Origin of the sequence: Parabacteroides sp. 52 (assembly GCF_010500925.1) — a bacterium.
Classification (GTDB): domain Bacteria; phylum Bacteroidota; class Bacteroidia; order Bacteroidales; family Tannerellaceae; genus QVMG01.
The window spans coordinates 1-16169 of record NZ_QVMG01000001.1 but is presented as its reverse complement, the minus strand read 5'-3'; the positions used below and the strand labels follow the sequence as shown (position 1 = coordinate 16169).

13 protein-coding genes are annotated in these 16169 nt (G+C 42.8%); 3 read left to right on the top strand and 10 right to left on the bottom strand.

Translation table 11 applies throughout. The features are described from left to right. Window positions 1-8: 8 nt before the first annotated feature. The 7 genes from D0T51_RS00065 to D0T51_RS00035 all read right to left on the bottom strand — a co-directional run bounded on the left by D0T51_RS00065 (window position 9) and on the right by D0T51_RS00035 (window position 7146). Window positions 9-1004 (bottom strand): MoxR family ATPase, encoded by a 996-nt coding sequence (locus D0T51_RS00065; protein WP_163723669.1) that lies wholly within the window; start codon window positions 1002-1004, stop codon window positions 9-11. A gap of 157 nt (window positions 1005-1161) precedes the next feature. Continuing rightward, on the bottom strand, window positions 1162-2298 hold the full coding sequence (locus D0T51_RS00060) for an HU family DNA-binding protein (protein ID WP_163723667.1): 1137 nt from the start codon (window positions 2296-2298) through the stop codon (window positions 1162-1164). Further along, window positions 2291-2581, bottom strand: coding sequence for an HU family DNA-binding protein (locus D0T51_RS00055; protein ID WP_163723664.1), 291 nt, complete (start codon window positions 2579-2581; stop codon window positions 2291-2293). Before D0T51_RS00055 ends, D0T51_RS00060 begins: the two co-directional genes overlap by 8 nt. Window positions 2582-2658: 77 nt before the next feature. Next, a complete protein-coding gene (gene rimO, locus D0T51_RS00050; protein ID WP_163723662.1) occupies window positions 2659-3951 on the bottom strand; it encodes a 30S ribosomal protein S12 methylthiotransferase RimO in 1293 nt (430 codons plus the stop codon). Between the two features lie 92 nt (window positions 3952-4043). Then, window positions 4044-4997 (bottom strand): signal recognition particle-docking protein FtsY, encoded by a 954-nt coding sequence (gene ftsY, locus D0T51_RS00045; RefSeq protein ID WP_163723660.1) that lies wholly within the window; start codon window positions 4995-4997, stop codon window positions 4044-4046. A 70-nt stretch (window positions 4998-5067) separates the two neighbouring features. Further along, window positions 5068-6207, bottom strand: coding sequence for a carboxynorspermidine decarboxylase (gene nspC, locus D0T51_RS00040; RefSeq protein WP_163723658.1), 1140 nt, complete (start codon window positions 6205-6207; stop codon window positions 5068-5070). A 126-nt stretch (window positions 6208-6333) separates the two neighbouring features. Then, window positions 6334-7146 carry a DUF3108 domain-containing protein gene (locus tag D0T51_RS00035; protein ID WP_239056594.1) on the bottom strand — a complete coding sequence of 271 codons (813 nt, stop codon included), beginning with the start codon at window positions 7144-7146 and terminating at the stop codon, window positions 6334-6336. Window positions 7147-7356: 210 nt separating this feature from the next. Between D0T51_RS00035 and D0T51_RS00030 the strand changes: the two genes are divergently transcribed. Continuing rightward, on the top strand, window positions 7357-8283 hold the full coding sequence (locus D0T51_RS00030; protein ID WP_163723657.1) for a cation diffusion facilitator family transporter: 927 nt from the start codon (window positions 7357-7359) through the stop codon (window positions 8281-8283). 17 nt (window positions 8284-8300) lie between these two features. Then, a complete protein-coding gene (locus D0T51_RS00025; protein ID WP_163723655.1) occupies window positions 8301-9869 on the top strand; it encodes a PepSY-associated TM helix domain-containing protein in 1569 nt (522 codons plus the stop codon). A gap of 33 nt (window positions 9870-9902) precedes the next feature. Here the strand turns inward: D0T51_RS00025 and D0T51_RS00020 are convergent, their stop codons facing one another. Beyond that, entirely contained in the window at window positions 9903-10502 is a 600-nt protein-coding gene (locus D0T51_RS00020; protein ID WP_163723653.1) for a nitroreductase family protein, read from the bottom strand. Window positions 10503-10754: 252 nt separating this feature from the next. Between D0T51_RS00020 and D0T51_RS00015 the strand changes: the two genes are divergently transcribed. Further along, complete coding sequence (locus D0T51_RS00015; protein WP_163723651.1) at window positions 10755-11891, top strand: acyltransferase; 1137 nt, start codon at window positions 10755-10757, stop codon at window positions 11889-11891. A gap of 16 nt (window positions 11892-11907) precedes the next feature. Here the strand turns inward: D0T51_RS00015 and D0T51_RS00010 are convergent, their stop codons facing one another. Continuing rightward, window positions 11908-14121, bottom strand: a complete 2214-nt coding sequence (locus D0T51_RS00010) for a cation-translocating P-type ATPase (RefSeq protein ID WP_163723649.1) — start codon at window positions 14119-14121, stop codon at window positions 11908-11910. A gap of 263 nt (window positions 14122-14384) precedes the next feature. Beyond that, entirely contained in the window at window positions 14385-15665 is a 1281-nt protein-coding gene (gene eno, locus D0T51_RS00005) for a phosphopyruvate hydratase (RefSeq protein WP_163723646.1), read from the bottom strand. Between the last annotated feature and the right edge of the window lie 504 nt (window positions 15666-16169).

The following is a 16169-nucleotide window of genomic DNA, read 5'->3' as shown; positions in this document are numbered from 1 at the left end:
TCCATTCTTTAGGGTACTTCTACTTTATTCAGAATCTCACTAATCACTTCTTCGGAAGTCAGGTTATTGGCTTCTGCCTCATAACTCAATCCGATACGATGGCGCATTACATCGTGACAAACAGCGCGGATATCTTCCGGGATCACATATCCTCTGCGTTTGATAAAGGCATAGGCACGTGCTGCCAAGGCCAGGTTGATAGATGCACGGGGAGAAGCACCGAAAGAAATCATATTGGATAAATTAGCCATTCCGAATTCCTGAGGGAAACGGGTGGCAAATACAATATCTACAATATAACGTTCGATTTTTTCATCCAGGTAAACCTCCCGAACGACTTCACGGGCTTCCAGTATTTCTTTTTTGGTAAGAATCGGTTTGATCTCCGGGCTTGCGCCTGATATATTCTGACGGATAATCAACTTTTCTTCTTCTTTCTTTGGATAATTAATTACCACTTTAAGCATGAAACGGTCCACCTGTGCTTCCGGCAACGGATAGGTACCTTCCTGCTCTATCGGGTTCTGGGTAGCCATTACCAGGAAAGGTTTAGGTAATGGATACGTATGTTCACTGATTGTCACTTGACGTTCCTGCATCGCCTCCAGTAAAGCACTCTGTACCTTTGCCGGTGCACGGTTAATTTCATCCGCCAATACAAAATTGGCAAACACGGGACCTTGTTTAACCTGGAACTCTTCATTTTTTTGACTATAGATCATCGTACCGATAACATCGGCAGGCAATAAGTCCGGCGTAAACTGAATACGACTGTATTTCGCATCGATCAAGGAGGCCAATGTTTTAATGGCTAAGGTTTTTGCCAAACCGGGCACCCCTTCCAAGAGGATATGTCCATCGGATAGCAAACCAATCAATAACGATTCCACTAAATGTTTCTGGCCAACAATTACCTGGTCCATTCCCATCGTAATCATATTCACAAACGAACTCTTACTTTCAATTCGCTCATTCAACTCACGAATGTCTACTGTCTGACTCATAGATTTTCTATTATTATTATATTATTGACAAATATATATCTTCCTTTTTTTAGACGTACAAAATTAGAAATGTTAAATTCGTATGATACACTTTTGCAGTTAAATAATTCTAACTGTACGGCATGGTTTATTTATTTTATTAAAAGGAAAAAACTTTTTACTTTTTCCCTGTTAATATTTCGGTCTGAAGAGCGGATGCTTTCTCTATGGAACTGCGATCTTTGGCATTTATACCATATTGTTCCGGTGAAGGCACCTGTATCTCCGTGCCAATAGGTATATTATTGGGGTCATTTATCTTTTCTTTATTAAATGCATACAAATACACCCAGAAGATCTTATTTCCATAATGTTCAAGGGCTATTAAGGTCAAGCGGCTACCGGCTTCAATCTTGACAGTCTTCAATATCTTAGGTGTCTCTACGGTTATCTTCTCCGGTTGTTTTTCTTCTTCCGCCACAACCACAATGCTGTCATTTACACTCTCTTCGGATTCAATCGGTATTTGCTGTTCTTCCTCCTGTACCTCAGGCCCCGAAATAGCAATTATTTGCTCAATCCTTCTTTCTTGTTCTATTTCTTGTAAATAGATTCTATATTTATAACCGATTATACCTATCACCAAAAGGATTATACCCCAAAGCACAAACAACCACCCTCTATTCTTCTTCCCTTTTTGAGGCTTTTGAGGCTCTTGGGATGGAGATTCTTTATCCTCCTGTCTGGAGGGGGCTATTGGCTCGTCATGAACCTCGGGCAGCTCTTCCGGCATCTCCGGTTCCTCTACACTTTCTTCTATTTCAGGTAAAACCTCCTCTTTCGACTCTGGTATTTGTGCTTCTTTCTGCTCTGGTATCTGTTCTTCTTCCGGTTCAAGTATTTGTTCTTCTTTCTGCTCTGGTATCAAAGCTTCTTCCGGTTCCGCTATTTCCTCCTCTGTTTCGGCTGTTAATAGTTCCGAAATATCTTTCCCCTCCTCTATTTCTGTGGTATCAAAGAATGAAAAAGGTTTGTTCACCAACTCTTTCAGGTCTTTATCCGGTGTGAAATTGAATCTGAAATGACCGGGAATAACAAAACGTTCACCCGTATTTACATTGACACTCTCCCGATCTTCAACCTCTATGATCTTAAAAGTTCCCAACCCTTTTACTTTCACCAATCTGTCAGTAAAAGCACCTTGAGTCACTGCGGAAATAAATTCTCTGATAAATTGTTCGGAATCTTTCTTTGTTCTACCGGTCTTCGTTGCCAACAAACCGGCTAAATCTTGTGTCGTCAACCGGTTATTCATTGTCTTTTAATTCTTTAAGTTTTGTTTTGATCGTCATGCCCGGGCGAAAGACTGGAGCCAATTTGGGAGGAACCAGGTAACGTTTTCCACTGACGGGATTCACGGTTATACGTTCGGCTTTTTTCTTTACTTCAAACTGTCCAAATCCCTGAAAATAAGCGGTATCATTATCGACCAATGCATTGCTTATAACAGAGCTCAGACAAGACATCATTTCTGCCACTTCCTGCTGGGTCCACCCCATACGTTTGGCCAACTCTGCAATAAGTTCTTTGTTTTTCATATTGCCTTTTTTAAATAGGACGGCTATATTAGTTATTTTTTTGTTAACATACAAATATACAGGGCATTTTGTCCATTTCAGACCTCCCCATACAATTCAAAGGGTTGCGCATCCGTTACTTTCACCTGATAAAACTGCCCCGGGATAAGTAACTTTTCTTTTTTTATTAAAACCTCCGGGTCTACATCCGGTGAGTCAAACTCCGTTCTTCCCATATAAAAGTCTTCCTCTTCTCTATCCACTATTGTCCGGAAAGTCTGACCGATCTTCTGTTCATTGATTTCTGCAGATATATTCTCCTGGATACGCATGATATAATCCAGTCTGTCCTGCTTCACCTCCTCAGGTATTTCATCCGCATAATGTGTATGCGCATAAGTACCTGTTTCATGACTATAAGCAAAGGCTCCCATGCGTTCGAAACGTACTTTCTTTACAAACTCAACCATCTCCTCAAAATCCTTTTCCGTCTCACCGGGATGCCCTACCATCAGGGTAGTACGCAAATGAATACCGGGAACTTCCTCACGCATACGCATCAAGAGGTCGTAAGTCTCTTGTTTTGTGATATTCCTGCGCATTTTTTTCAACAGAGGGTCACTGATATGCTGCAAAGCGATATCCATATATTTACACACATTGTCACGGGTACGCATCACTGGCAATAATTCATAAGGGAAATGGGAAGGATAACCATAATGCAAACGAATCCATTCCACTCCGGATATATCCGAGAGGCGTTCCACCAGTTCGGGTAATGCCTGTCGTTTATACATATCCAACCCGTAAAAGGTAAGATCCTGTGCGATGAGCTGAAACTCTTTCACCCCTTTTTCCACCAACAAACGCACTTCCGTTTCAAGAGATTCTATTGAACGAGAGCGGTAAGGACCGGTTATTATAGGTATGGAGCAATAGGAACAAGTACGGTTACAGCCTTCTCCGATCTTCACATATGCATAATGCTTGGGGGTTGTGAGTATACGGTCGGTAGCAAGGTCTTTATAATATGTTTTTCCCAAATGAGTCAATAACTCATTCCAATCAAACTTTCCATAAAAACGATCTACTTCCGGCAGTTCCGCTTGCATTTCCTGTAAGAAACGTTCCGACAGGCATCCCATCACATACAATTGCCCAATCCGTCCTTTTCGCTTCGCCTCACCGAGTTCGAGGATCATTTGAATCGATTCCTCCTGTGCATCCCCGATAAAACCACAGGTGTTCACCACCACGATCTCTCCATTTATCTTTTCCGGATCATGGGAAACCGTATACCCGTTGGCAACAAACTGACGCAGTAACTGCTCCGAATCCACCAGGTTTTTCGAACACCCCAGCGTGATTATATCTACTTTATTTTTACGCATACGACAAACTCTACTTATAAATGTTTAGGCACAGATCACGTGCATGTAACCTGTGCCTAACTATAATATAACAAGCTACACACAATAGCCTTTTATTCTCCAAATAAAGAATCCACAAATTCTTTTTTATTAAACACCTGCAAGTCTTCCATACCTTCTCCCAGCCCTATATATTTCACCGGGATATGAAAATGATCCGAGATACCGATCACCACACCGCCTTTTGCTGTTCCATCCAATTTGGTTACCGCCAAGGCATTGACTTCTGTGGCTGCCGTGAACTGCTTGGCCTGTTCAAAGGCATTTTGTCCGGTTGAACCATCCAATACCAACAAGACTTCATGAGGAGCATCAGGAACCACCTTTTTCATTACATTCTTGATCTTGGTCAACTCATTCATCAGGTTGATCTTATTATGCAAACGACCTGCCGTATCGATAATAACCACATCGGCCTGATTGGATTGGGCAGAACTCAAGGTGTCATAAGCCACGGAGGCAGGATCAGACCCCATCTTTTGTTTGATGATAGGTACCCCTACCCGCTCACTCCAAATCACCAATTGCTCCACAGCCGCTGCCCGGAAGGTATCAGCCGCTCCCAAATACACACTCTTTCCGGCTTTCTTAAACTGATAAGCCAATTTACCGATTGTCGTTGTCTTTCCAACACCATTCACGCCAACAACCATAATCACATACGGTTTCTTGTCTTCCGGAAGCACATAGCCTTCCTCTTTATCAGGATTGTTTTCCGTCAGCAATTCGGCGATTTCTTCCCGAAGAATCCTTGTCAATTCATCGGTGTTTATGTATTTATCCCGGGCTACACGCTTTTCAATACGGCTAATGATCTTAAGGGTTGTATCTACTCCTACATCCGAAGTGACCAATATCTTTTCCAAATCGTCCAGTACATCATCGTCTACCTTACTCTTTCCTGCAACAGCACGTGTTATTTTAGAAAAAACATTCTCTTTGGTCTTAGACAATCCTTTATCTAACGTTTCTTTTTTATCCTTACTGAAAAAACTAAAAATACCCATCTTTTTCTGGTGTTTTGTATAATAATGCGAAGGTAATATTTAAATTGACAACTCACAAGGGAGAAGTGATTTAACTCATGCGGTGCTTATAATCCTCATACCCGAAGGTACGGTAGAGAATCAATTCATCTTCCCTACTCCACAAGGCAAGAGCCGGATGCGGAATACCATTAAACATATTTGTTTTGACAATCGTATAATGAATCATATCTTCAAAGATCAGGTTATCCCCCACCTGCAACGGTTTGACAAAATGCCAGTCGCCCATAAAATCACCGCTCAAGCAACTGTTTCCACCGATACGATAGGTGTATGCACCCTCCTCCTGCGATACAGCCTGCCGGATAGCCGGTTGGTAAGGCATCTCCAGGCAATCGGGCATATGACAGGTGAAAGAAGCATCTATAATGGCGGTACGAATTCCCTTATTTTCTACAACATCGACCACCGTTGTCAACAGAAAACCTGTCTGCCAGGCAAAAGCACTTCCCGGTTCCAGGATGATCTCCAGGTTCGGATACTTGGCTTTAAACCCTTGTAACAACTCTATCAGATGTTCTACATCGTATCCTTTGCGTGTCATCAAATGTCCCCCGCCCATATTCAACCACTTGATATGCGGCAGAAACTGTCCGAAACGCTCCTCTACGACTGCCAGTGTTTTCTCCAGGTCATACGAGGTCGATTCACAAAGAGTATGAAAATGGAGCCCTTCTACTCCTTCTGGCAAACTTTCGCCTAAGAGATCCCGGACTACTCCCATACGCGATCCGGGCGCAGTCGGATTGTATAAATCCGTTTCCACCACCGAATATTCGGGGTTTATACGAATGCCACAAGAGACACGGTTTCCATCTGCTTCTACCATCGGGTAGAAACGGTTGAACTGAGACAAGGAATTGAATGTCACATGGCTGCTATATCTTAAGATAGCCGGGAAATCCTTTTCCGTATAGGCCGGCGAATAGGTATGCGCCAGACTGCCCATCTCTTCATAAGCCAGTTGAGCCTCATAGATTGAACTGGCTGTCGAATAAGGTATATACTCCCGGACAATCGGAAATGCTTTCCATAAGGCAAAGGACTTAAACGCCAATATAATATTTACCCCTGCACGTTCCTTGACACTTTTTATAAGTGCCAGGTTATTGCGTAACAACCGCTCTTCCATTACATAACAGGGAGAAGGCAACTGGTCTATTCTGATCATCTGTGATAACTTTGTTTTAGTATTGAGCCGGCAAAGATACAAAAAGATATCACACCTCCCATGGCCTGCACGGCCTGTACATAAGACAGAAGAGTGACCGTCGTGATTCCAATAAAAGAAAAACTATTAATTTCTTTGCCCTTTATATGCCTTCAGTACCGCCCGGGTGGAGCCGACCTTCAACTTGGAATCAATCCGCACGGGGATGCGGTTGTAATCGTTGGTGATGAAGACTTTCATCGCCTCATTTTTATCTTCAAAGGCTCTTTCATTCATCATTAGTACCAGTTTGATGCAATTATACTTCTTCCCATCGTTGGCGGAAACTTTCTCCACCCCATGGTATTCTATATCCATATCCACCTTTTTCCTGCCGGAGAAAAAAGAAACGGTTTTCTTATCTCCCTTTTTCATTGTGGCATACTCCAGGGTTCGGGCATAATAGACGATACTCAACATATCATACATGCAATTGTCGGAAACCAAGGTGGTATCATAACGCAATTTTTCATTTCGTATGTTGATATTCCGAAGGGATACGCCGCCTTCCGGTAAATACGTATAGACAGCCCGTTCATTTGTATAATCCCCATTTTCATGGGCATCCTTCGCATATGCCAGGGGCACGAGTTTTTTCGTCATCCAGGAAGAGAGGGTGTCCGACATTGAGAAAAAAGATTTGGCTATACCACCGGATTTAGCCTCTAAGGTCATTCGATAGGCATCATTGCCCGCATAGGTATCATCTGTCACAGACAGAGAAGAGGTTCCCGCCTTTGTGTAAAGAATACCATACTTGAAATACATATCGTATGTCAAGACTTCACCTGTTTGAAAATACTGATTTTCAACTTTACATTGCGCCTTTAGATTCATGCCACACAAGAGACAAAGTCCCAACACCATATACTTTAAAACCATTTCATTTCTATTTTTCATGTAAAAGTAGCTATTTTATTATAAAACGAAAAAAGACCTTTGTTGTTACGCAAATTAGTAATTCTTAACCTTATTCCTTCTTAGACAAAGGATTGAACAGCTATTTTTTTGTCATTTACTCCCTAACAAAAGAGACAGGCAGAAAAGAATAAATATGTTTTCCAACAGGAAGTTTTATCTTTGTACATTTAATCGAATAAAAAATCGTTCATGCATCAACCCGCTTCAAGAGAAAAAGTATTAATCCGCACCTCCTGGATCAGTACGATTGGGAACAGTATATTATCCGTTGCTAAAATCACCATCGGTCTATTATCAGGCAGCCTGGCTGTTTTAGGGGATGGCATCGACTCCGCCACCGATGTAATTATTTCTATTGTAATGATTTTTACCGCCCGTATAATCAACAAACCTCCCAGCCGGAAATATGTGTACGGATATGAAAAAGCGGAAAGCATAGCCACAAAGATCCTCTCCCTGGTAATCTTTTATGCCGGGATGCAAATGTTACTTTCTTCCGTACAACGGATATTTTCTTCCGAGCCGAGAGTTCTTCCCGGCATGCTGGCTCTTTATGTCACGCTCTTTTCTATTTTCAGTAAGTGGGGATTGGCATACTACCAGATGCGACAAGGGAAAAAGATAAACAGTTCATTGCTCATCGCCAATGCCAAAAACATGCAGAACGATGTGATTATCTCGATCGGTGTTTTGCTTGGGCTCTTTTTCACCTTTATATTACATCTTCCGATCCTGGATACAATCACCGGGTTGATTATCAGCATTTTTATTATTAAAACATCGATTGGTATTTTTATGGACTCCAATGTCGAATTGATGGATGGAGTGAAAGATGAATCGGTTTATGAAAAAATATTTGAAGCCGTAGACCGGGTCCCCGGAGCAACCAATGCCCACCGGGTCCGTTCCCGCCAAATGGGGAATATGTATATGATAGACCTGGATATTGAGGCGGATGGCAACATCTCCCTGCAGGAGGCCCATGCCATTGCCGATGCGGTGGAACAAAGCATAAAAGACGCTGTAGAAAATGTATACGACATCGTTGTGCATATCGAACCGGAAGGCAAATGTCATGCAGAAGAGAAATTCGGAATAGATAAAGACATGTTATAAACAGGCGTTTTTTTTATATGGATAAAATGAAGAATCCCCCGAAATACAACAATACAAGATCCTCCTCCCGCCAAATGAAAAAATGGCATAAATGGGTAGGATTACCCTTTGCCTTTTGCCTCTTGCTGTTTGCCACTTCAGGTATTTTCCTGAACCACCGCCGGGCGATCTCTTCGGTTGATATGCCCCGCACCCTCCTGCCGTCTACGTATCAGTACGCTAACTGGAATAACGGATCGATCAAAAGCAGCATACAGGTATCTGCAGACACGGTCTTCTTATTCGGCGGAAGCGGTATTTGGTTGACGGATCCGGAACACCGCCATTTTCAACCTTTTGTACAAGGAATGAAAGAAGGGGCCGACAACAGGATTGTCAATAACATCATCCGGACTCAGGAAGATATATATTATGCTGTGACTACATTCGATCTGTATAAACTGGACCGGACAACACATACATGGATAAACCAATCGCACCTCATTGGAGATACAGAAAGATTCACAGACCTTGCCACTCAGGGAGACAGTTTGGTCTTGATGACCCGTTCGCATCTCTATATAGCGACCTATCCTTTCACCCGATTCGAGAAAAAAGAACTGCCTGCACCGGAAGGGTACCAAAAAGAATCCACCGTATTCCGGACATTATGGACATTGCATAGTGGGGAATTATTCGGCATAACCGGCAAAGTGATAGTAGACATCCTGGGGCTCCTGGTTATTCTCCTGTGCATAACGGGAATCCTTTTGTTTCTTTGTCCTTCCTTTATTAAACGGAAAAAGAGAAAAGGAGAAGATGCCCAACGCAGTCGTTCCCTGTTTACATCGTCATTGAAGTGGCACAATAAAATCGGCGCTTTCTTTTTTGTTTTTTTCCTGATCCTGGGAGTTTCCGGCATGTTTCTGCGTCCTCCCTTATTGATTGCGATTATCCGGGCAAAAACAAAGCCGGTTCCGGGTTCGGTCTTAGACAATACAAACCCCTGGTTTGATAAGCTACGCTGCCTGCGCTACGACCCTCATGACAAAGAATGGATACTCTATTCATCCGAAGGGTTCTACCGGTTTGAGAATCCGGACCTTCCCCCGCAGAAAATACACCAGGCACCTCCCGTTAGTGTCATGGGAGTAAATGTATTCTGTCAACAGGATTCCACGACCTGGATAACCGCCTCTTTCAGTGGTATCTATCTATGGAATAAAAAAACAGGCGAAAGCTTCGACTATTTCACCGGTAAAAAGATGGAACGAAAACGACCGGGAATGCCGACACTGACAAATGCCGTCAGTGGTTATTCCGCTGATTTTAAAAACAAACAGGTTGTTTTCGAATACGGACCGGGAGCGAGAGTCCGGGGCAAGAATGATTCTTTTGCCCGTATGCCTGAGGCTTTGAAAGAAGGACGCATCTCTCTTTGGCACCTATGCCTGGAAATACATGTGGGCAGAATATATACATTCCTGCCCGGTTTATGGGGGGATCTTTATGTTTTCTTTTCCGGTATCTTTTTTCTGATTGTCTTTATCACCGGATATGTTATTTACCGAAGACAACACAAAAAGAAGAAGGGGACTCAATCCTAAAATGGAGAGCCCCCTTCCCTGTTTTCTCATGTGTCAAATAAACACCATACTTCTGTTTTCCAAAGGTTGAAATTCTTTTGCTGCCGGCTCACTCACCGGGATACCGAAAGGCATCTGAGCCACTAACTTCCACCGGGGATTCAATTTCCAGGTCCGGATAACCTCTTCATCTATCAAAGGGTTGTAATGTTGCAAAGAGGCACCCATACCGGCCTCTTTCAACAATGTCCAGATGGCAAACTGATGCATGGCTGATGTATGTTGAGACCAAACCGGGAAATGTTGACTATAACTGGGGAATTTCTTTTGTAATCCTTCTACCACCGCTTCGTCTTCAAAGAAAAGCACCGTTCCGTGGCCGGAAGCGAATGCTCCGTCTATCTTAGCTTCTGTTGCTTGAAAGGCTTCTACGGATATTCTCTTCTTCAACACATCCTTTACAATATCCCAGAGTTTTTTATGGTTCTCGTTCAACAATAGAACCACCCGGGTCGATTGGGAATTAAATGCGGAAGGTACATTCAAGACAGCAAAATCGATTAACTCCTTGATCTCTTCGTTCGAGATCGGACTTTTATCACTTAGACTGTAATAGGTTCTGCGACTTTCTATCGCTTTTTTCAAATTTTTCATCCGAATATATTTTTGACGTTTTTAGTTCTATGTGTTTATAGAACAAGGAAGGAAGCGGAAAAGTTGCCTGGGAATAAAATTGCTGACAATTGTCGGCAATTGTGCTGATAATCGTCGGCAATTGTGCTGATATATATCGGCAATTGTGTCGATAGTTATCGGCACTTTTATTTACTCTCCTGTTTTCCTTCCGGGAAAGAGATTATTTCTGTACTTTCGTGCGGTTTTTAATATCTCAAAAAGAAAGACAATATGCAAACAACAAAGAGAGAGCACATAGTATGGGTTGATTTACTACGGGTAATCGCCTGTTTTTTAGTTATTTTATCCCATTCCTGCGATCCGTTTGTGGGGCAGTTTGAGAATAATCACGCTGAATTCCTAACCGGAGCATTCATCGGCAGTTTTGTCCGTTCCTGTGTGCCTTTGTTTGTGATGATGTCAGGCGTATTGTTATTACCGGTTCATATGGATATGCCTACGTTTTATTCCAAGCGGGCCAAGAGATTATTATTACCCTTTGTTTTCTGGTCGCTGGCATTACCTATCCTCTATTACCTTTATGTGAATTCGGGTATAGAGATTGTCAGTCCGAATATCCTAATGGAAGACTATACACCTGCGAAGACATTTCAGAAGTTGTATCTTTTCCTTTTCAACTTCAATTACGACACGACTCCGCTTTGGTATCTATATATGTTGATCGGTCTCTACCTGTTTATGCCCATCATCAGTGCCTGGCTTAATCAAGCGGGGAAAAAGGATATCCAATATTTTCTAGGCATCTGGATCATCAGCATGTGTTTGCCTTATGTGCAAATGTTTGCCCCTTTATTGGGTTATACCGGTAATTATGGCAATATGGGTATATTAGGTATATGCGATTGGAATGCCTACGGCTTGTTTTATTATTTTTCCGGTTTCCTGGGTTATATTGTTTTGGCTTATTACCTGGTGAAATATCCCTTCCAATGGAGTTGGAAGCGGACATTGGCTGTCGCAATACCTCTTTTCCTGGTAGGTTATGTCATTACAGCCGGTGGATTTATCCTCACACAACAATATCATCCCGGCAGTTATGCCAATTTGGAGATTATCTGGTATTTTTCGGGTATCAATGTATTTCTGATGACATTCTCTGTATTCATCCTTATACAGAAAATAAAGATCAAGCCCTCTCCCCTCTTAACAAAGACAGCCTCACTGACCTTTGGCATCTATCTTTGTCATTTTATCCTGGTGCAGTTCGCTTATGATCTTATATACCCGCATATGCAGGTGCCTGCTTTTGTGAAAATTCTGTTGATTGCATGCTTATCCTTTGTTCTCTCCTTATTGGTAACCTGGATAATGAGTCTGCATAAAATAACGAAGAAGGTAGTGATATAAGGCCGCGTTTATTTCCTTATTTCTTCCACTTCAGGCGCAAACTATTTGTCACCACACTTACACTGCTGAGAGCCATGGCGGCTCCGGCAATCATCGGGTTCAATAAAAATCCGTTTAATGGATAAAGAATACCTGCGGCAAGAGGTATTCCGATCAGATTGTATATAAAGGCCCAAAACAGGTTCTGCCGGATGGTGGCTACGGTTTGTTTCGACAAACGAATGGCTTCCGGAATCTTGTTCAAGTCAGAAGAGATAAGAGTCATCTTTGCCACATCGATAGCGATATCACTGCCTTTGCCCATGGCGATACTGAGGTCGGCCTGTGCCAATGCCGCACTGTCGTTAATACCGTCTCCCACCATGGCCACAGTATGGCCTTCGGCTTGAAGTTGCTGTACAAAGGCGGCTTTCTCCTGTGGCAATACACCGGCTTTATAGTGGCAGATACCAGCCTGAGAAGCTATTTTAGCGGCTGCCGCTTCGGTATCTCCGGTAAGCATATAGACCTCTATACCGGAGTGTAACAACTGGTATACAGCGTATACGGAACTTTCTTTTATCTTATCGGCTATGGCTAATAGGGCCAGTACACGTTCGGTATCGGCAAAGCCTATGACGGTGTTAGATGCTGCAGTAAACTCAGCAGCCTTTTTTTCCAAATCCTTATCTATTAGAATATGATTTTCTGTAAGTAAACGTTTGTTTCCTACATAAAAGGTCTGTCCGTTAACCCTTCCTTTCACTCCTTTCCCCGTCACGCTTTCAAAATCGTCGACCGCCTCTTCTGCTTCGTCATGGAAAAAACGAACCACCGCTTCTGCCAACGGATGCTCCGATTGTTTTTCAATACTTAATAAAATACTCTTTAAACGATCGGGGGTATCATCCGCCCAAAGTATATCTATCACCTGAGGTTTTCCTTCCGTAAGGGTGCCAGTCTTGTCCAAAATGACAGTATTTACTCTTTGGGCTGACTCCAGGCTTTCGGCATCTTTAATCAAAATTCCCTTTTCCGCCCCTTTTCCTATACCTACCATAATAGCCGTAGGGGTTGCCAATCCTAAAGCGCAGGGACAGGCTATTATCAAGACTGTCACCAGGGCCAACAAACCGTGGGTAAACCCGTTCACGGGATCCAATACAAGCCACAACAGAAAAGAAAGAAGAGCGATGCTGATCACTATAGGAACAAAGACAGCGGCTATTTTATCCACCAGCTTTTGCACAGGAGCTTTGCTACCTTGTGCTTCCTGTACCATGCGGATAATTTGGGCAAGCATAGTCTCTGACCCTACTTTCTCTGCCTGAAAGCGGAAACTTCCTTTCTGGTTGATGGTTCCGGCAAACACTTTATGGTTTGTTTCTTTCAAGACAGGCACCGGTTCACCGCTAAGCATGCTCTCATCCACATAGGACGATCCTTCGGTTACCCAACCGTCGACAGCGATCTTCTCACCCGGTTTCACAAGTAATATATCTCCTACAATCACCTCTTTGATGGGGATTTGCCGTTCTTGTCCGTCAGTCGAAAGAACCGTTACCGTTTTGGGTTGTAAGCCTATCAGTTTTTTTATAGCCGAAGAGGTATTGCCTTTGGCCCTCTCCTCCAATAAACGTCCCAAAAGAATAAAAGCAATGATTACAGCGGAAGCCTCGAAATAAACATGGGGTTGAACACCTCGCTGAATCCAGAATGCCGGGAAGAGCGTATTGAATACACTGAACAAATAAGCTATGCTTGTACTCAAAGCCACCAAAGTGTCCATATTGGCCGTATGGTGTTTGGCCTGTTTCCAGGCATTGACAAAGAAGTCTCTGCCAAGCCAGAATACAACAGGGGTGGAAAGTAGCCACATGACTTCGTTGGCATACGGCATATGCATAAAAAACATGCCGATCACAGCAATAGGCAGAGCCAATATAACCGCCCAAAGCGTACGTCTCTTAAGTATCTGTTCTTTCTCGGCATACAATTCTTCCAGGACTTCGGCTTCTTCCTCTTCCTTTTCTATAAATAAATCATATCCTCCTTCCCGGACTGCCTCCCGGATCTTTTGGGGAGAAGTCTTTTCCGGATGATAGTTAACCCTCACCTGGGATGCAGCGAAATTCACGGTCGCCTCCTCTACACCCGGCAGGGCATTTATAATCTGTTCTACTCTGGCAGCACAAGCAGCACAACTCATCTCCAATACCGGAAATGTTTCTTTTCGATTCTCTTTATTCATTTTAAACAGGCGATAGTATAATGTATTTATCACTCATAAATTCATTCTATTATGGGCTCTCACCCGGCAAAAAAGCAATGCGAATGGTTTATGGAACAAAAATAATACTAATTTATAAGATAGTAGCCGGAGGATGCCCCCAGATAAGTGTTTCGAGAACACGGCAAACAAGAAAAAAGAGAGAAGTCCATCAGACAACTCTCTTTCTTTGTTCCAGATCCTGGTTAATAAATTAGCAATTATGTGATTATATTTACTTCTATTTATTTCAGTTTCTTATATCCGTAGACAGCCAGATCACCTAATTCTTCTTCAATACGAAGCAATTGGTTGTATTTAGCCATACGGTCGGAACGGCTCAAAGAACCGGTCTTTATCTGTCCACTGTTCGTGGCAACAGCAATATCTGCGATCGTTGCATCTTCTGTTTCCCCTGAACGGTGAGAGGTTACGGTGGTATATCCATTGCGGTGAGCCATTTCAATGGCATGCAATGTTTCTGTCAATGAACCGATCTGATTTACTTTGATCAGGATGGAGTTGGCACAACCTTCGATGATACCTTTCGAGAGGAAGTCTACGTTGGTAACAAATAAATCATCCCCTACCAATTGACAACGGTTTCCGATACGGTCAGTCAGCTTCTTCCAACCTTCCCAGTCGTTTTCATTCATACCGTCTTCAATCGAATCAATCGGATATTCATTGATCAGTTTCTCCAGGTAATCTACCTGTTGATCGGATGTACGTTTAACACCCTTGGCACCTTCAAACTTCGTATAATCGTATATACCGTCATTATAGAATTCCGAAGAAGCGCAGTCCAGGCCGATCATCACGTCTTTTCCCGGTTCATATCCGGCCGCTTTGATAGCAGTCAGAATCGCATTTAAGGCATCTTCCGTACCTTCCAAGGCTGGGGCAAAACCACCTTCATCCCCTACGGCTGTGCTCAGTCCCCGGTCATGTAATACTTTCTTCAATGCATGGAATACTTCTGTACCCATACGAAGACCTTCCCGGAAGGAAGTGGCACCCACCGGACGAATCATAAATTCCTGAAAAGCAATCGGAGCATCACTATGTGATCCGCCGTTGATAATATTCATCATCGGTACAGGCAATACATAGGTATTGGTGCCCCCGATATATCTGTATAGAGGGATATCCAGGTAGTTGGCAGCAGCCTTGGCAACAGCTAACGAAACACCCAGGATAGCATTGGCTCCCAGGTTGGATTTTGTTTTTGTACCATCCAGTTTCAACATTGCCTGGTCGATAGTCATCTGGTTCAACGCAGACATACCGATCAAAGCCGGAGCAATTGTTTTATTGATATTCTCAACTGCTTTCTGAACCCCTTTGCCTCCGTAACGGTTCTTATCCCCATCACGCAATTCCAAGGCTTCATGTTCACCTGTCGAAGCACCGGAAGGCACAGAGGCACGACCGATAACACCACATTCCAATACGATATCTACTTCTACGGTAGGATTTCCTCTTGAATCAAGGATCTCACGTCCAATAATCTTCTCTATTTTCATGACTTATATATTTTAATACGGATGCAAAATTAAGAAATACAGGGCATCCGGGGTATACCCATTTGTAGGTATTTCATCCCCTGTTTTCGTTTTTTATAAAGATTTACAGAATGTTCTGTTTAATTAGCGAATATATGCAAAAGGGCTAATTGTTTCTCACACGGATCCTCTTTCCTTTTGTGGATAAAAAGAAGAGTCTTCAACTCCTCCAGTTCGGCGAGGTTGAGACAAAAAAAGAGATTCTTTACCGGTGGAAAATCCTCTCCTCGTTGACCCCTGTTCGCCAATCGAAACTGATCCCCTCCGCCAATTGAAATTGCCCCCGTTTGCCAATTGAAATTGATCCCCTTCAAAAGAGTCATTTGTTAGTTGTTGTTGAGCCTTCTTAAAGTTGTTTCTTTAAACAGATTTTAAGAAAACATGATTTATGGCCAATAAACAAATTAGTATGCAAAAGATTCGACAAGTGCTGCGTTGTTATGCACAAGGAAAAGGGACTAAAGC